The organism is Giesbergeria sp. (assembly GCF_028686475.1).
Taxonomy (GTDB): domain Bacteria; phylum Pseudomonadota; class Gammaproteobacteria; order Burkholderiales; family Burkholderiaceae_C; genus Simplicispira.
The window spans coordinates 37436-54052 of the sequence record NZ_JAQUCA010000005.1; the positions used below are offsets into that span (position 1 = coordinate 37436).

A 16617-nucleotide genomic window follows, 5' to 3' on the forward strand; every position below is an offset into this window, starting at 1 on the left:
TCGCGATCAGGCAGAAGCTACCGCCTGCGTGGATTTTTTCTGGATTAACGCCTCGAATTCGGGACGGAAATGCTTAATCATGGCACGCACCGGCATCGCCGCCGCATCACCCAACGCACAAATGGTGCGCCCCATAATATCACTCGCCACTGAATCCAGCACTTCCAAATCTTGCGCGCGACCATCACCACGGTGAATGCGATCGACCAAGCGCCAGAGCCAGCCAGTACCTTCGCGGCAAGGGGTGCATTGACCACAAGATTCGTGCATATAAAAATACGACAAACGCTTGAGCGATTCAACCATGCAGCGGGTATCATCCATCACAATGACGGCACCAGAACCCAACATGGAACCCGCTTTGGCAATGGAGTCGTAATCCAGCGTGCATTCCATAATGATAGAAGCAGGCAATACCGGAGACGACGAACCACCCGGAATCACGGCTTTGAGTTGACGACCCGGACGCATACCACCTGCCAACTCTAGCAGTTTAGAAAATGGCGTGCCCATAGGCACTTCATAATTACCCGGACGCTGCACATCGCCACTGACCGAGAAAATCTTAGTGCCACCGTTGTTGGGTTTGCCACAGGCCAGATAAGCTGCACCACCGTGGCGAATAATCCAAGGAACAGCCGCAAACGTTTCGGTGTTATTGATGGTAGTGGGCTTGCCATACACACCAAAACTTGCTGGGAATGGTGGCTTAAAGCGTGGCTGGCCTTTCTTGCCTTCAATGGATTCAATCAGTGCGGTTTCTTCGCCACAAATATAAGCACCAAAACCGTGGTGGGCATGAAGCTGAAAGCTGAAAGAACTTCCAAGGATATTATTACCCAAATAACCTGCCGCTCGGGCTTCTTCTAGGGCTGCTTCAAAGCGGTCGTAAACTTGAAAAATCTCGCCGTGGATGTAGTTGAAGCCCACGCTGATACCCATAGCATAGGCAGCAATAATCATACCCTCAATGACAATATGAGGGTTGTACATCAGAATGTCACGGTCTTTGCAGGTACCCGGCTCACCTTCGTCTGAGTTACAAACGAGGTATTTTTGGCCCGGAAACTGGCGTGGCATGAAGCTCCACTTGAGGCCAGTAGGAAAGCCAGCACCACCACGACCACGCAAACCAGACTCTTTGACGGTAGCAATGACCTGGTCTTGGCTTAAGCCTTCAGCACCATCTTTACCCAATACTTTACGCAAAGCCTGATAACCGCCACGGGCTTCGTAATCTTTGATACTCCAATTGGAGCCATTCAAATCGGCATAAATTTGCGGTTCGATATGGCGGTCATGAAAGCAGGTTTCAACACCCGCAGCTTGAAATTGGGCCAAAATCTTGGCAGCTGCTGCATTGGTTGTCATTGCTTACCCTCCACAGCACGCAAGCTATCGACCAACTGGTCTAACTTGTCATTGCCCATGAAACTGCACATATTACGGTCATTGACCAACATGACAGGTGCGTCAGCACAAGCACCCAAACACTCACATTGCTGCAAGGTAAACAGGCCGTCTGCTGTGGTGTCTCCCATAGAGATACCCAGTTTATGTTCTAAATGCTCTAGGGCTTTACCACCATCACGCAATAAACAAGGTAAATTGGTACAAACCGCCAACTTGTACTTGCCCACTGGTTGCTGGTTGTACATGTTATAGAAAGTGGTTACCTCATGAACCGCAATCTGTGGCATACCCAAGTATTCAGCAATGACGGCTTCGCTGGCCTCACTGACATAGCCTTGTTCTTGCTGCACAATCGACAGGCAAGCCATGACAGCAGATTGTTTCTGCTCGGGTGGGTATTTAGCTACTTCACGCGCAAAGCGTTCTTTTGTCGCTTCAGAAATCATCGGTCAATCTCTCCGAACACGATATCCATAGTGCCAATAATGGCGACAACGTCGGCCAACATGTGACCACGCGACATTTCATCGAGGGTGGATAAATGCACAAAACCGGGAGCGCGAATTTTCAAGCGATAGGGCTTGTTGGCACCATCACTGACCAAGTAGATACCAAACTCGCCTTTAGGATGCTCCACAGCAGCATAGGCTTCGCCTTCGGGTACATGAAAACCTTCGCTGAAGAGCTTGAAATGGTGAATCAACTCTTCCATGTTGGTTTTCATGGATTCGCGGCTAGGCGGTGCTACTTTGTGGTTATCGGTAATCACTGGGCCGGGATTAGCGCGCAACCAATCGACGCATTGCTTGATGATACGGTTAGATTGGCGCATTTCTTCTACGCGCACCAAATAACGGTCGTAGCAATCACCCGTGACACCGACAGGAATATCGAAATCCACACGATCGTAGGCATCGTAGGGTTGCTTTTTACGCAAATCCCACGCAATTCCAGAACCACGCAACATCGGGCCAGTCATGCCCAAATTGATAGCACGTTCTGGCTGTACGACACCAATGCCCACGGTACGCTGTTTCCAGATACGATTGTCTGTCAATAGAATTTCGTATTCGTCAACACAAGCGGGGAAGCGCTGAGTGAAGTCGTCAATAAAGTCCAGTAAAGAACCTTGGCGATTTTGATTTAAATCGTCAATAGCTTTGCCGTTGCGAATTTTGTTCGCCTTGTACTGCGGCATGGTATCCGGCAAATCACGATAAACGCCCCCTGGACGGAAGTACGCTGCGTGCATACGGGCTCCAGAGACGGCCTCGTACATATCAAACAGGTCTTCACGTTCACGGAAGGTATAAATCAGGATGGTAGAGCTGCCGCAATCGTTGCCGTGCGAACCCAACCACATCAGGTGATTGAGCAAGCGCGTGATTTCGGAGAACATTACCCGGATATATTGGGCGCGCAAAGGTACTTCAATGCCCAGCAGCTTTTCGATGGCTAAACAATAAGCATGTTCGTTGCACATCATGGACACATAATCCAGCCGATCCATATAGGGCAAGGACTGGATAAATGTTTTGTGCTCGGCCAGTTTTTCGGTACCACGGTGCAGCAAACCAATGTGCGGATCAGCACGCTGCACGACTTCGCCATCTAGCTCCAACACCAAACGCAGCACGCCGTGTGCCGCAGGGTGCTGGGGACCAAAGTTGAGGGAATAGTTTTTAATTTCAGCCATGATTTATCACAAAAGGCTCAAAACGCCTTAGTGCAGGCCTCCATATTTATCTTCACGGATGATACGGGGGGTGATTTCGCGTGGCTCGACACTGACAGGCTCGTAAATAACACGGCGCTGCTCATTGTCGTAGCGCATTTCAACATAGCCAGATAGTGGAAAATCTTTACGGAAAGGATGGCCGACAAAACCATAATCGGTCAGGATGCGGCGCAAATCGGTATGGCCTTCAAACAGCACACCAAACAAATCGAACGCTTCGCGCTCAAACCAACCGGCACCTTCCCACATCGAAGTGAGCGAGGCGACTATGGGCAGGTCATCATCGGGGCAAAAAACTTTGACGCGCAGGCGTTGGTTTAAGCTGACCGACAGCAAATGGGATACCACCGCATAGCGTGGCCCCTCCCAGACGGCATCATGGTAGGCAAAATAATCTACGGCACACAAATCTATCAGCTGCTCAAACTTGCATCCCGGCGCTTCTCGCAGCAAACGCATAGATTCTAAATAAACATCCGCTTCTACCAGAAGCGTAACTTCACCCAGAGCTACCTGTATTTGGCGCACTCTTTTGCCTAAGGCAGCAATAACGGCTTCCTTGATTTTTTCCGGGGCAACAGCAACAACGGTCATGACACCCTTTCAAGCACGCGCAATAGTGTTGGTTCGGCGGATTTTTTGCTGCAGCTGGATGATTCCATAAATCAAAGCTTCTGCAGTCGGAGGACAACCGGGCACATAGACATCGACCGGTACGATACGATCGCAACCGCGCACCACAGAATAGCTGTAATGGTAATAACCACCACCATTGGCACAAGAACCCATCGACAATACCCAGCGTGGTTCAGACATTTGGTCGTAAACTTTACGCAGAGCGGGGGCCATTTTATTGCACAGCGTACCAGCAACAATCATCAAATCGGATTGGCGTGGACTGGCACGAAATACTTCGGCACCAAAACGACCAATATCGTAACGTGCAGCAGCAGCGTGCATCATTTCGACAGCACAGCAGGCCAGACCGAAGGTCATGGGCCACAACGATCCTGTTTTGGCCCAATTGACCACCGAGTCGAAACTCGTGGTCACAAAGCCTTCTTTCATTACGCCTTCAATCATGGCCTCTATCCTTGTGCAAATGACTTGTTGCTAGACTTATTCCCAGTCTAGGGCGCCTTTTTTCCACTCGTAGGCAAAACCTACCACCAAAACTGCCAAAAAGATCAGGACGGCGATAAAGCCTGTCATGCCTACATCGTGCAGCGAAGCTGCCCAAGGAATCAGGAAGGCAATTTCGAGGTCGAAAAGAATGAAGAGAATGGCCACCAAATAATAGCGGACATCGAACTTCATACGAGCGTCTTCGAAGGCTTCAAAACCGCACTCGTAGGGGGAATTTTTTTGAGCATCTGGTCTGTTGGGGCCAAGAATATAGCCCAGTGCGAGCGGAATAACACCTACCGCTACGCCTACCAAGATGAACAGAAGAACGGGGAGATATTGATCGAGGTTCATCTTCTGGATGCGCTCACCGCTTGAACCGCGTAGCCACAGCTGCAAAGCAGCGATGACCACAGGTTTGTTTGTTTGGTGCCGTCGGCGAGACTCGAACTCGCACAGCTTTCGCCACTACCCCCTCAAGATAGCGTGTCTACCAATTTCACCACGACGGCTTTTTTTTGTATTGTCTGGGCTGGCTTGAGGAACTTTTGTTTGCTGACCCAGACAGTCCGTAATTCTAACCTGAAAAAATTGACTTCCGGGCTTGAAAAGCCACGGAAAGACATTATTTTGCAGGAATCTGTGCGGATCCTTCGGGTGCAGGGGCAGGTACTGCCGGTGCAGGTACCGTGGTAGCACTAGGAATCGCAGCGGCAGGCCCTTCTAAGACGCTGCCAGAAGTAGCAGGGCGCAGGTTACCAAAGTAGGCCAGTGCCAGCGTACACACAAAAAAAGTGGCGGCCAAGCCTGCGGTAGTACGCGACAGAAAGTTAGCACTGCCACTGGCCCCAAACAAGCTGCCTGAACCACCACTGCCAAACGCTGCACCCATGTCAGCCCCTTTGCCGTGCTGTATCAGAATCAGGCCAATCATGGCCAGTGCGGCCAGCATCTGCACGCCCAAAATTACATTCACCAACACATTCATCGTCATCAACTCCTCATTCAATAGCCCAGCTTGGCTGTTACCACCAATGGAATCAGCCAGTGGGATTAGTTAGCCTGAGACTGGGCGGCGGCCACAATTTGCAAAAAGTCTGCTGCTTTCAGGGCTGCACCACCAATCAGGCCACCGTCAATGTCGGGTTGGGCCAGCAATTGCGCTGCATTGGCAGCATTCATGCTACCACCGTAGAGCAAGCGAATGCGTGCGGCTTTATCGCTGGCGGCGGCCAACTGCGCCCGTAGCACGGCATGAACTTGCTGGGCTTGCTCGGGCGTGGCGGTTTTGCCAGTACCAATAGCCCACACCGGTTCATAAGCAACCACCACTTCGCTAATGCAGTGGCCGTTGAGGTGAATGACCGCAGCCAATTGGCGTTTAACCACGGCTTCGGTTTGACCGGCTTCGCGCTCGGCCAAAGTTTCACCCACACACACAATGGGCGTAATGCCAGCGGCCAAGGCGCGCTGGGTTTTTAAGGCCACGATGTGATCGGTTTCGCCGTGGTATTGGCGGCGCTCAGAGTGACCCGCCAAGGCGTAGCGCACGGCAAAATCGCGCAACATGGCCGCAGAGACCTCTCCGGTGTAGGCACCAGCTTCGTGGGCAGACACGTCTTGCGCGGCCACCGCCACCGCAGCACCGGCAACCAAAGACTGCACTTGCGCCAAATAGGGCGCAGGTACGGCCACCGCCACTTCACAGGCCAAGCTGGCAGGTAAACCCGCCACCACCGCCTGCAACAGTGCCTCGTTGGCAGCCAAGCTGCCGTTCATTTTCCAGTTGCCTGCAATCAGTTTTTTGTTCATGGAAATTTTTGAAAACAAAATGCCAAAGGAGAGGAGCCAGCGCTGGCACCGGGCCAGCGCTTAGGTTTATGCCTGTGCGTCGGGCGTGGCTGGGGTAGCTGCCTGTTGCAACGCGGGTACAGCTTCTGGCTGTGGCTCGCGCGCTACGGGGGCCTCACGGCGCGGTTCGTGGCGTTCAGAACGCTCAGTGCGTTCACCACGCTCGGCGTAGGCAGGACGTTCGGCGCGCTCGGTGTAGGCGGGGCGCTCGGTCAGAACCTTCATGGACAGCTTGATGCGGCCTTTTTCGTCGGTTTCCATGACCTTGACTTTGACGATTTGGCCTTCAGTCAGGTAGTCACTGACGCGCTCGACGCGCTCGTGGGCAATTTGGCTGATGTGCAACAAACCATCTTTGCCGGGCATCAGGTTGATGAGGGCACCAAAATCCAGCACCTTGGTGACTGGGCCTTCGTAGATTTTGCCAATTTCGACTTCGGCGGTAATTTGCTCAATGCGGCGCTTGGCTTCGTCGGCCTTGGAAGCTTCGGCGGCAGCAATGGTGATGGTGCCGTCTTCTTCGATGTTGATTTGGCAACCGGTTTCTTCGGTCAGGGCGCGAATCACCGAACCGCCCTTGCCAATCACATCCCGGATTTTTTCCGGGTTGATTTTCATGGTGTAGAGCTTGGGCGCAAAGCTGGACACCTCCGTGCGCGCTTCGCCCACGGCTTCTTGCATTTTGCCCAAAATATGCAGGCGCGCTTCTTTGGCTTGGGCCAGCGCTACTTGCATGATTTCTTTGGTGATGCCTTGGATTTTGATGTCCATTTGCAGCGCGGTGATGCCAGCGGTAGTGCCAGCTACCTTGAAGTCCATGTCACCCAAATGGTCTTCATCGCCCAAGATGTCGGTCAGGACGGCAAAACGGTTGTCTTCTTTAATCAGCCCCATCGCAATACCGGCCACATGGGCTTTCATGGGCACACCGGCATCCATCAGCGCCAAACAGCCACCACAGACAGAAGCCATCGACGAGGAGCCATTGGATTCGGTGATTTCGGACACCACGCGCATGGTGTAAGGAAATTCTTCTTTGTTGGGTAACACGGCCACCAGCGCACGCTTGGCCAAACGACCGTGACCGACTTCGCGGCGCTTGGTGCTGCCCATGCGACCGACTTCGCCGGTGGCAAAGGGAGGCATGTTGTAGTGCAGCATGAAACGGTCTTCGTATTCACCAGCCAAAGCGTCAATGCGCTGGGCATCGCGCTCAGTGCCCAAGGTGGTAATCACCAAGGCTTGGGTTTCGCCACGGGTGAACAGGCTAGATCCGTGGGTGCGCGGCAACACACTGTTGCGGATTTCAATCGGGCGCACGGTGCGGGTATCACGGCCATCAATGCGTGGCTCGCCAGCCAAAATTTGACCGCGTACCAAACGCGCTTCAATATCGAACAAGATATTTTCTACCTTGACGCTATCAAAGGTGATACCGGCTTCGGCCAAATCGGCCATCACCACGGCGTAAACCTCGCGGCAGGCGTGGGTGCGGGCTTGCTTGTTGCGAATTTGGTAGGCAGCGCGCAGTTTTTCTTCGGCAAACTGGGTGACTTTGGCGATGAGTGCCTCGTCTTTGGGTGGGGCACTCCAGTCCCAAACGGGTTTGCCCGCATCGCGCACCAATTCATGGATGGCGTTGATAGCGATGTTGCCTTGCTCGTGGCCAAACACCACGGCACCCAGCATAATTTCTTCGGACAGCTGTTGCGCTTCGGATTCGACCATCAGCACAGCGGCCTCGGTGCCCGCGACTACCAAATCCATCTGGCTATTTTTGCGCGCGGTTTGACCGGGGTTGAGGACGTATTCGCCGTTGATATAACCCACGCGGGCAGCACCAATTGGGCCAGCAAACGGAATGCCCGAAATAGCCAGCGCGGCGCTAGAAGCAATCAGGGCGGCAATATCGGCATCGACTTCGGGGTTGAGCGACAGCGTATGAACAACCAAATGGACTTCGTTGTAGAAGCCTTCGGGGAACAAGGGGCGAATGGGGCGGTCAATCAGGCGGCTGGTCAGGGTTTCCAACTCACTGGGTTTGGCTTCGCGCTTGAAAAAGCTACCGGGGATTTTGCCTGCGGCATACGCCTTTTCGATGTAATCGACGGTGAGCGGGAAGAAATCTTGGCCGGGTTTGGAGCCTTTGGAAGCTACCACGGTGGCCAGCACCACGGTGTCGTCGATGTTGACCAGCACCGCACCGGTGGCTTGGCGGGCGATTTCGCCGGTTTCCATGATGACGGTTTTGTCACCCCATTGGAAAGTTTTGGTGACTTTGTTAAAAATGCTCATGCTTGCTCCTAAAAAAACACTGACCTACAGCGGCCAGCAAGAGCCAGTGAACCATCCAGAACACGATGCCATTCCAGTGAAGCCGCACGCGGAATTTCAGTGGAATGACACAGCTTCGCTCTGACAGCGGACACCGGCAAAGTAAAAAACGCCTGAGCTAGCACGCTAACCCAGGCGTTTTGCAAAATCACAAGGGCGTAGGCTTACTTACGCAGACCCAGCTTGGCGATGAGCGCAACGTAGCGGTCGCTGTCTTTGGCCTTGAGGTAGTCGAGCAGCTTGCGGCGGCGGCTAACCATACGCAGCAGACCACGGCGACCGTGGTGGTCCTTGGCGTGGGTTTTGAAGTGGGGGGTTAGCTCGTTGATGCGGGCGGTGAGCAGGGCGACTTGCACTTCGGGGCTACCGGTATCGGTGGCAGAACGGGCATTGGCCTTGACAACTTCGGCCTTGATGGAGGATGCGATCATTGGAAATTTCCTGAATTGCGAACCATTTTGCTTGCAAAATGGCTGCGAGTTGACTTGCGTGAACCACTGGAAGCGTGGCTGACGTGCGCCTTGCGACATGCAAAGCCTTTCTATTATAACCGAGCCAACAGCCCACCTGTATCCCTTTTTTTGAGGAGCTATTCCAGTGAATGCCAACCGTTTGTCCTGTGTCTGTTTTTTACCTTCTGGCGGCAAGCTTGGTGCTGGGGCGCGTCTAGGCCGCTGGCTGCTGTGGGCCGCTGTGCTGTGCATTGCCTGGGGCGGCCAGATGGCCCCTGTGCAAGCGACAACACGCGATGGCCAGCCGAGTAGCGCCACAGCCAGTAAGCCGCAAAAGACCAACGTTCGGATGCGAACCCAGCGCAGCAGCTCGGAAGAAAGCCCCAAAGAGCGCGAACAACGCTTGCGCCGCGAATGCCGGGGCCGCCCTGATGCCGGGGCGTGCTTGGGTTACACCCGGCGTTAAACCGTTTGTCTGAGCCAGCGTGCCATTCGTCGGTATAGGCTTCCAAGCCAACGCAACTGCCGTTAGCATGGCTTTATGACACAGTACGGCACTTCTTCAACCCGCTTGGCATGGCGCTTTTCGTTGGCACCCCGATGGGCGGGAGGTTTTACAGCCATCGAACTGATGGTGACCGTAGCCATCATGGCGGTGCTGATGGCCTTGGCGGCACCCAGTTTTACCCCCCTGATAGAGGGCTGGCGCGTGCGCCAAGCGGCAGAGCAGCTGCAATCGTCACTTTACTATGCCCGCTCTGAAGCCATTAAGCGCGGCGGACAGGTGGTGGTCGAAAAACTGCCCAACAACACCAACGGCTGCACCACGGCCAGTACCACTGCATCTTGGGGTTGTGGCTGGTTTGTTTGCCACGACCTTAATGACAATGGCAGCTGTGAAAGCACCGAGACGGTACTCCAGCGCTATGACACGCCCAGCCAAATAGAAGTGCAGCGCACATCATCCAGTGGTGCAACCATCAAGCTGAACCGCTGGGGGCTGGTGAGTGGCACTTGGGTCGGATTTAACTTAACGCCCAAGGGTAAAAGCATTTCTAACACCAGCGCACGCGGCGTGTGTATGAGTTCTGGTGGACGGGTGCATATTATTCCTTCAGAGAAACTGCCATGCACCGCCAGTTGAACCCGCAGCATCTTATGCAGCCTATGACAAAATCTGCTCCATTTGAACGTGGCATTACACTCATCGAGTCTTTAATTGCGATTGTAATTGCTTCTTTGGGTATTTTGGGTATTTTGGGGGTGCAAATGCGTACCCTGACCGATACCTCGACCACCGTGCGCCGCGCCCAAGCGATTCGCTTGATTGAAGATTTGAGCGAGCGCATGAAAGTCAACCCGAATGCGCTGGCCAATATCAATGCGTATGTCTCTGATTTTAACAACAACCCCACCGTAGGTAGTTGCAGCACTGGCTGCAACCCAGCCCAGCAGGCCAGCTACGATTTAGCCGTTTGGAAAAGAGCGGTACGCCAAGCCTTACCACTAGGCCAAGCCAGCATTTTTATTCCAGAATCTGGTGCTGGTACGCGCCAACTGGGGGTCATGTTGGCTTGGCGGCAAAATGAACGTGCCGATGCGGATGCCAACTTTAAAGACAGCATGGATGCTACTAAATTTAAGGACGGCAGCACATTCAAAAGCATGGGAGGCACAGCGGCCTCTTGTCCAGATGGTTTTACTTGCCATGTGCAATATATCCCAGTGGTTGGACGGTGTGCGCCCTACACCCCCGGCTCTAGTGCCTCTTTATATTATTGTCCGGGGGCTTGAAAAATGCTTTATCCATTGAGGGCCATCCCCATGCAGCAGACAGAGCATCCCCAGTTTTTTGGTCGGCCAAATTCTATCCCAGCATCCAGAAGGCGTTTACTAGGGCAATACGGTGTTTCGTTAATCGAACTAATGATCGGTATTGCTGTGGGTTTGCTGGTGGTGGCGGTGGCAATGGGGGCGCTGATGGTATCGCGCGGAGTTACGGGCACGGTCGGTGATGCCAGCGGTATCCAACAGCAAGCAGCTTACGTGCTGCGCGTAATGGGCCTGCAATTGCGCCAAGCAGGTTCTATGCGGCTTAACCTCGATCCGGGCACCACGGCGGCGGCTGAAACTTACTTGATACCGGTAGCATTTGAAACAGCAATCTCGAGCGCCAACTCAATGGAGAGCTTTAACCCTGCCATCAATACCTTGGGTGGAACAGACTCCCCCGTCAGTTTAACGGCAGGTTCGCGCCGTTACACCGAGCCAGTGTTTGGTAGCAGCACAGAGCAAGCCTTGGTACGCAATTGCGTAGGCGGCCCGGCAGATAATAGCCCCCATGTGCGTCTAGAAAGCGTGTTTGCATTAGACCCTGACCCCACTAAGCCCGGTGTATTGCGCTGTGCAGGTAATGGTGCCGCAGCACAACCCATTGCTGACAATGTAGCCAATTTTCAGGTTCGTTATATCGTGCAAGACAATACTACCACCCCCGGCATACCGACCCTGAAAACTGTGAATGCCAGCGGCGTGACCAGCTGGGGGCAGGTGCAAGCGGTAGAAGTGTGTTTGGTATTTTATGGCACAGAAGCGATGGATTTACCCAGTGGCAGCAACTATATTGATTGCGATGGTAGCACAGTGGATATGAGTACCCTGACCGGAAAACGCGCCCGGCGTATGCACATAGCATTTCACAACGTGTTTCAATTGCGTAGCCAAGGGCTGATTGGCTCAGTGCTTTAACTTTGGATAGATAAAAGCCATGATGCAAGCAAAGATGCTTATGCCTATTGCCCTCCCCCGGCGTTTGCGCGCACAGCAACAGGGCGTGGCACTGTTTGTGGTGATTGTGTTTGTGATGCTGTCGATGCTGTTGGCCTTGTGGGGCTCACGCACCTCCATGTTTAATGAGTTGGTGGTGGGCAATGATGCCGATTATCAACGTGCTTTTGAAGCCGCGCAAACGCTGCTGCAAGATGCTGAATTGGATATTCGGGGAGAAAATGCCGATGGTACGCCTTGCACGGGCACCAACTGCCGCGACCGGGTAAGCGGCGCACCCAAAATACCCTTAGAAGGCCAAGACGTAACGCCGCTGCTGGCCATGCTGAATACCAAAACTACGCAATGTAGCTATGGCTTGTGTGCTAAACGTGCCGGGCGACAAGATTTTTGGAACTATACCGACAGCACAAGCCCTGCGCCTACCGATTTAAAAACCGGTGAAGTTAAACTTAAAGAAATGACCAAGGCTACTATTGGCGCACGCTATGGCGATTTTACCGGAGCCACTGCGGGCGAAAATGGCAAAGCCAACCCCATTTTAGCCGACCGCAGCGCAGATGATGCAGGTGGTTGGTATTGGATTGAAATTTTGCGCTATGACGAAAGCAGCAAAAATGATGGTTTGATTGTACGTAGCAATGCCAATGCCAATAACCTGCTCCGTTTGAACTTAACGCCCAATGTGGTGTACCGCATAACCGCCCTAGCCTATGGCCGCAAGCCTGGCACGATGGCAGTGTTGCAACAAACCTACGCACGCCAAATGCGTAAAGATTGATTTTTTGCATTTAACCATTATTTTATTAAAGGAGCACGCCATGCCCCGCACCGCTGCCCCCCGCTTCCGTAAACATTTAATTGCTTTGGCCGCTGGTGCGGCACTGGCCCCACATGGAGTATGGGCGCTAGATTTGATGCAGGCACCGCCAGGTACTGTAATGCCTTATGTAGCCCCCAATGTTATCCTCTCGTTGGATGATTCGACCAGTATGGATGCAAAAGACATGGTATTAACAAATCCTAGCAAAGCATACCATAAGGACACCAACCCATACACCAAGACCCGCGTTCAAGTCTTACAAGAAGCTCTACAGGTCGTTTTCAGCGACACCACCTTATTACCAGATGAAAAAATTCGTTTGGCCTGGCAGTCCTTAGGTAACTGCACTTCGGTCGAAGGACTGAGTTTTACAACACTGGGCACTAGCGCCGCAAGCACTACCGCTGCAAACACCATACGCTTGCTGGATAACACCCACCGGACCAATTTTATTGAGTACGCGCAAAACTACGAAACCTGCACATCTACCCCTACGCATAAAATGGTGAAACGTGCAGATGAGTACATGCGCGCCCCGTTGCACCAAAACGGCCCTTGGGCTAGCAAGCCCGGAGAAACACTCAACGGAGAAAACGGAAAGCCTTTGGGCTGCCGCCGAAATTATCACATTCTACTCACTGACGGTGGCTGGAATGGTGACTACTATGGCCCTGGGGGAACGTATTTCAACTCATCTTCACCCTATAATCAAGGTACAAATTGGGATAATCCTAAGGAAGATATCAACACAGATCCTATCAATTTTGATAACCAAGACTCAAAAACTTTCAAAGCCTATGGTAAGCGTGCAGCTACTCCAGCCAAATCTGGCACTGATCAACTTCCAGATCCTCTGGGCATTGACCCACGCGAAGATCCACAAGATTATCCTGGCTTTGTCTTGCCCGATGGCACGCCGTACAGCAGAGACAACCCAAACACTTGGATTTACCGTGACATCGACTATCTGACTTACAGCAGCTGGCACGAAGGCTATAGGCCATGCAGAACTTTTACAATAGTTAATACTGGCACACAATCTAAACCCAAATGGGTTAATCGATGCACAGACATACAAGACAATGGGTCACGCCGCCCAGGACTGATTAGCACGCTTTCAGATTGGACTTTCAAAAGTTGGGCCGTGCGTTTGCAAGCCAAAGAAGATTTAGACGGTGAAGTAGCACCTTTGCCTGAGTACGAAAAAGCCAGCCCAACAGAAACCTTTACAAATCCGAAAACAAAAAAAACCGCAACACTCGAAAAATACTGGAATCCACGCTACAACCCTGCTACTTGGGCACACATGATCACTTTTACCATTGGTTTTAGCAAGGCATCTCTCCCCTCAGAACAATACAGGCCTATGGGAACAAGCAGCCAAACTGCCGGCAATATCGGTAAGTATTGGCGTGAAGGCACCACAGGAGCCAAAAACTACGGGGGTAGTACAACTGGGCTTTTTTATTATCTCGATGGCCCTACTAAAGCTAACAGTACAGATGCAACTACCAATAATGGTAATAGTGGAAATTTAATTAAGCCTTCCAGCAATATGCCCTATGGTTACGACGGTAGCTTTGCCGATTATGCCGCTGGTCGAGCACAGTGGTACTCCATCGAACAATCAGAAGAAGATATGTGGCACGCAGCCATCAATGGGCGTGGGCAGTTTTATGCCGTAGAAGAAGGCGAAGACCTCAAAGAAGCTTTCCGCCAGATTGTAAAAACTATTAATAGCAACGTTGACCCAGAACTCAGTGCCAGCGCTACCAGTGGTTCGAATGTTTCACGCAGCGAAGTTGGTAAATACACGGCATCTTACGAGCCAAAAAACGGGTGGAAAGGGGCCGTTACTGCCGATCGAGTTAAGCCTGATGGCACCACAGTGACCGATCCGAATTGGGGTGGAAAAACTACGGCTGATAAACTCGATGCCCTTAGCGATGTTACTACCCGTTTTATATTAAGCTGGAGTGATAAATGGAGCAGCACTGAATACAAAGGAGGAGTACCTTTCAAATGGGCCTCTGATGAGAGTTATCTCAGTACAGCACAAAAAATTTGGTTACAAAAAAATATCAGTGGAAGCGACGAGGGTGCTACTAAAGGACAACAACGATTAAACTACGTTCGTGGTGATCAAAGCCTAGAAGGTGATGGCAAGCCTTTCCGCCAGCGCCAAAGTCGTCAAGGTGATATTGTAAACTCAGATGTATGGTACACTGGTGCCCCCTCAGCCGATTACCTGCTTAAAGGTTATACAGATTTTGTGCGTAACCACAGCGGTCGTCCCGGAATGCTGTATGTGGGTGGCAATGATGGCATGTTGCATGGTTTTGCCGCTAAGGATGGCGAGGAAAAAATAGCCTATGTGCCCCGAGGTGTTCTTCCTAACCTAACATACTTAACGCACCCTCAATACAACGAATCACATAAATATTTTGTCGATGGTTCTCCTATGACTGGGGATGTCGATATGAATGGGGGGAAACAAGATCCGAAGGCTGAAGGCTACGATGCTTATACCCCCAATTGGCGCACACTGCTGGTAGGAACGCTGGGACTGGGTGGAAAAGGTTATTTTGTGTTAGACGTAACCAACCCCACTGCCAACACCGTTTCTGGTGTGGCTGGTTTTTCGGAAACCAATGCATCCCAATTGGTAAAATTAGACCGCACTCGTGGATCTTCCGAGATTGCGCCTAATTGTGATGACATATCTAACGCAACACTTAAAAATTTCTGTAAAGAAGAAAGGGATATTGGTCACATTAGCGCAAAACCCGTATCAGATGATAATGATTTGATGCGTACCAACCAGATTACACGCATGAATGATAACCGCTGGGCAGTGATACTGGGCAATGGCTATAACAGCACCAACCAACGCCCGGTGCTGCTTATTCAGTATCTGGATGGAGACAAAAAGCTAAAGCGTATTCCTGTGGTGGAAGACAGCACCAAGCCAGATAAAGTACCAACACCTGGCACCGGATTGGCTGCCGACAACGGCCTAGGGGCACCGCGCGTGGTGGACCTCAATGGCGATAATCGTGCTGATATTGTCTATGCTGGCGACAACTTGGGCAATTTGTGGAAATTTGACCTCACCAGCTCTAGCGCTGATAGCTGGAAAGTAGCCTTTAGTGGTGAACCATTGTTTACTGCCAAAGGGCCAGTAGCGCAGGGTTCTACTACACGCACCAAAATTCAACCTATTTCTGCGCCCCCCACAGTACGAGCCAATGATCGCACCAAGATCACTGGTAGCGGAAGCACTGCTAAAGATGAGCGGGTAGGCGGCATGATGGTGGCCTTTGGTACAGGCCGCAACGTGAGCCGTACTGACCCTGGTAATGTGGATGTGCAAACGCTTTATTCAGTGTTAGACAATACCCGTTACAAAGAAACTGGCACTGGCGAAGCCAAGCGCCTAGAAGTGCATCCTGGCGGCAGTGGAGGTATCCCTGCCCCAGCAGCCCTAGGTGCAGGGGTGGTTACGGCCAAACTGGCACAGCAAAAATTTGAGGAAGTCGGTGGTGGTGATTATGGTGCCATCAAACCAGCTACTGCAGAAAACGAACTAAAGAAGGAAACTTGGTCTAAATTTAACGGCTGGTACGTTGATTTACCGTCTTCGGGTGAACGCTTACTTAAGCCTATGGGTTTTTACGATGCCAGCAACGTGCTGACTGTTTGGTCACAAGTGCCTGCTAGAGGTTCATCTACTGATGAAAATGTGGAAAGCTGTGAATTCACTTCAGCAGATGATGAACTCCAGTTCCGCACTTTTATCAATATCATGGATGGCAAGGCCCCCTCAGTACAAGTGGTGGACAAGGATAAAAATGGAAAATTTGACATGGCCAACGGCGATGGTGTTTTGGTCAACGGTAAGTACATCGGCATCTCGCGTGCTAAAGTGAGCAAGGGGCCACACACTATCATCAGCACCAGCAGACACCAAAGCGTGGACATTGATGCTAAAAACAACCAAGAAAAATTGGCCCGTATGCCGGAAGAATCTTTGCGTCCCAGCTGGCGTCAAATTCAGTAATTGGAGTGCCAGATGCAAACCATACCCACAAAAA

At 51.9% G+C, this 16617-nt stretch carries 17 protein-coding genes and 1 tRNA gene; 7 read left to right on the forward strand and 11 right to left on the reverse strand.

Annotated elements, in window-relative coordinates; translation table 11 throughout:
* Positions 1–6: 6 nt before the first annotated feature.
* From nuoF to pnp, 10 genes are all read right to left on the reverse strand, one after another.
* Entirely contained in the window at positions 7–1371 is a 1365-nt protein-coding gene (gene nuoF, locus PHX60_RS04675) for an NADH-quinone oxidoreductase subunit NuoF (RefSeq protein WP_300075335.1), read from the reverse strand.
* Positions 1368–1859: an NADH-quinone oxidoreductase subunit NuoE gene (gene nuoE, locus PHX60_RS04680; RefSeq protein ID WP_300075337.1), complete on the reverse strand. Its 492-nt coding sequence runs from the start codon at positions 1857–1859 to the stop codon at positions 1368–1370. The genes nuoF and nuoE overlap by 4 nt, the downstream gene beginning before the upstream one ends.
* Entirely contained in the window at positions 1856–3109 is a 1254-nt protein-coding gene (locus PHX60_RS04685; protein WP_300075339.1) for an NADH-quinone oxidoreductase subunit D, read from the reverse strand. Before PHX60_RS04685 ends, nuoE begins: the two co-directional genes overlap by 4 nt.
* A gap of 27 nt (positions 3110–3136) precedes the next feature.
* On the reverse strand, positions 3137–3745 hold the full coding sequence (locus PHX60_RS04690; RefSeq protein WP_300075341.1) for an NADH-quinone oxidoreductase subunit C: 609 nt from the start codon (positions 3743–3745) through the stop codon (positions 3137–3139).
* A 9-nt stretch (positions 3746–3754) separates the two neighbouring features.
* Positions 3755–4234: an NADH-quinone oxidoreductase subunit B gene (locus tag PHX60_RS04695; RefSeq protein ID WP_300075343.1), complete on the reverse strand. Its 480-nt coding sequence runs from the start codon at positions 4232–4234 to the stop codon at positions 3755–3757.
* Positions 4235–4270: 36 nt separating this feature from the next.
* Positions 4271–4630, reverse strand: coding sequence for an NADH-quinone oxidoreductase subunit A (locus PHX60_RS04700; protein WP_300075646.1), 360 nt, complete (start codon positions 4628–4630; stop codon positions 4271–4273).
* Positions 4631–4703: 73 nt separating this feature from the next.
* Positions 4704–4788: transfer RNA gene (locus PHX60_RS04705), tRNA-Leu, on the reverse strand.
* Positions 4789–4901: 113 nt separating this feature from the next.
* The gene (gene secG / locus PHX60_RS04710) at positions 4902–5264 is read right to left on the reverse strand and encodes a preprotein translocase subunit SecG (protein WP_300075345.1); all 363 of its coding nucleotides are present in this window, start codon (positions 5262–5264) and stop codon (positions 4902–4904) included.
* Between the two features lie 65 nt (positions 5265–5329).
* Positions 5330–6088: a triose-phosphate isomerase gene (gene tpiA / locus PHX60_RS04715; protein ID WP_300075347.1), complete on the reverse strand. Its 759-nt coding sequence runs from the start codon at positions 6086–6088 to the stop codon at positions 5330–5332.
* A gap of 66 nt (positions 6089–6154) precedes the next feature.
* A complete protein-coding gene (gene pnp / locus PHX60_RS04720) occupies positions 6155–8422 on the reverse strand; it encodes a polyribonucleotide nucleotidyltransferase (RefSeq protein WP_300075349.1) in 2268 nt (755 codons plus the stop codon).
* On the opposite strand from pnp, the gene PHX60_RS04725 reads away from it, so the two are divergent.
* The gene (locus PHX60_RS04725) at positions 8421–8546 is read left to right on the forward strand and encodes a hypothetical protein (RefSeq protein WP_300075351.1); all 126 of its coding nucleotides are present in this window, start codon (positions 8421–8423) and stop codon (positions 8544–8546) included. The two genes, pnp and PHX60_RS04725, sit on opposite strands and share 2 nt — an antisense overlap.
* A gap of 79 nt (positions 8547–8625) precedes the next feature.
* Here PHX60_RS04725 and rpsO read toward each other — a convergent pair whose 3' ends face one another.
* A complete protein-coding gene (gene rpsO, locus PHX60_RS04730) occupies positions 8626–8892 on the reverse strand; it encodes a 30S ribosomal protein S15 (RefSeq protein WP_091452952.1) in 267 nt (88 codons plus the stop codon).
* Positions 8893–9058: 166 nt separating this feature from the next.
* On the opposite strand from rpsO, the gene PHX60_RS04735 reads away from it, so the two are divergent.
* From PHX60_RS04735 to PHX60_RS04760, 6 genes are all read left to right on the forward strand, one after another.
* Complete coding sequence (locus PHX60_RS04735) at positions 9059–9379, forward strand: hypothetical protein (protein WP_300075353.1); 321 nt, start codon at positions 9059–9061, stop codon at positions 9377–9379.
* A 75-nt stretch (positions 9380–9454) separates the two neighbouring features.
* Complete coding sequence (locus PHX60_RS04740) at positions 9455–10057, forward strand: GspH/FimT family pseudopilin (RefSeq protein ID WP_300075355.1); 603 nt, start codon at positions 9455–9457, stop codon at positions 10055–10057.
* A 14-nt stretch (positions 10058–10071) separates the two neighbouring features.
* Complete coding sequence (gene pilV, locus PHX60_RS04745) at positions 10072–10707, forward strand: type IV pilus modification protein PilV (protein ID WP_300075357.1); 636 nt, start codon at positions 10072–10074, stop codon at positions 10705–10707.
* A gap of 132 nt (positions 10708–10839) precedes the next feature.
* A complete protein-coding gene (locus PHX60_RS04750) occupies positions 10840–11661 on the forward strand; it encodes a PilW family protein (protein ID WP_300075359.1) in 822 nt (273 codons plus the stop codon).
* Between the two features lie 40 nt (positions 11662–11701).
* Positions 11702–12481 carry a PilX N-terminal domain-containing pilus assembly protein gene (locus PHX60_RS04755; RefSeq protein ID WP_300075361.1) on the forward strand — a complete coding sequence of 260 codons (780 nt, stop codon included), beginning with the start codon at positions 11702–11704 and terminating at the stop codon, positions 12479–12481.
* 40 nt (positions 12482–12521) lie between these two features.
* Positions 12522–16583, forward strand: coding sequence for a PilC/PilY family type IV pilus protein (locus PHX60_RS04760; protein ID WP_300075363.1), 4062 nt, complete (start codon positions 12522–12524; stop codon positions 16581–16583).
* The last annotated feature ends 34 nt before the right edge of the window (positions 16584–16617 follow it).

Coding starts and splice junctions, on each gene's coding strand:
- nuoF (WP_300075335.1), bottom strand. CDS start 1,371: ATGACAACCAATGCAGCAGCTGCCAAGATTTTGGCCCAATTTCAAGCT.
- nuoE (WP_300075337.1), bottom strand. CDS start 1,859: ATGATTTCTGAAGCGACAAAAGAACGCTTTGCGCGTGAAGTAGCTAAA.
- PHX60_RS04685 (WP_300075339.1), bottom strand. CDS start 3,109: ATGGCTGAAATTAAAAACTATTCCCTCAACTTTGGTCCCCAGCACCCT.
- PHX60_RS04690 (WP_300075341.1), bottom strand. CDS start 3,745: ATGACCGTTGTTGCTGTTGCCCCGGAAAAAATCAAGGAAGCCGTTATT.
- PHX60_RS04695 (WP_300075343.1), bottom strand. CDS start 4,234: ATGATTGAAGGCGTAATGAAAGAAGGCTTTGTGACCACGAGTTTCGAC.
- PHX60_RS04700 (WP_300075646.1), bottom strand. CDS start 4,630: ATGAACCTCGATCAATATCTCCCCGTTCTTCTGTTCATCTTGGTAGGC.
- secG (WP_300075345.1), bottom strand. CDS start 5,264: ATGAATGTGTTGGTGAATGTAATTTTGGGCGTGCAGATGCTGGCCGCA.
- tpiA (WP_300075347.1), bottom strand. CDS start 6,088: ATGAACAAAAAACTGATTGCAGGCAACTGGAAAATGAACGGCAGCTTG.
- PHX60_RS04725 (WP_300075351.1), top strand. CDS start 8,421: ATGCTTGCTCCTAAAAAAACACTGACCTACAGCGGCCAGCAAGAGCCA.
- pnp (WP_300075349.1), bottom strand. CDS start 8,422: ATGAGCATTTTTAACAAAGTCACCAAAACTTTCCAATGGGGTGACAAA.
- rpsO (WP_091452952.1), bottom strand. CDS start 8,892: ATGATCGCATCCTCCATCAAGGCCGAAGTTGTCAAGGCCAATGCCCGT.
- PHX60_RS04740 (WP_300075355.1), top strand. CDS start 9,455: ATGACACAGTACGGCACTTCTTCAACCCGCTTGGCATGGCGCTTTTCG.
- pilV (WP_300075357.1), top strand. CDS start 10,072: ATGCAGCCTATGACAAAATCTGCTCCATTTGAACGTGGCATTACACTC.
- PHX60_RS04750 (WP_300075359.1), top strand. CDS start 10,840: ATGATCGGTATTGCTGTGGGTTTGCTGGTGGTGGCGGTGGCAATGGGG.
- PHX60_RS04755 (WP_300075361.1), top strand. CDS start 11,702: ATGCCTATTGCCCTCCCCCGGCGTTTGCGCGCACAGCAACAGGGCGTG.
- PHX60_RS04760 (WP_300075363.1), top strand. CDS start 12,522: ATGCCCCGCACCGCTGCCCCCCGCTTCCGTAAACATTTAATTGCTTTG.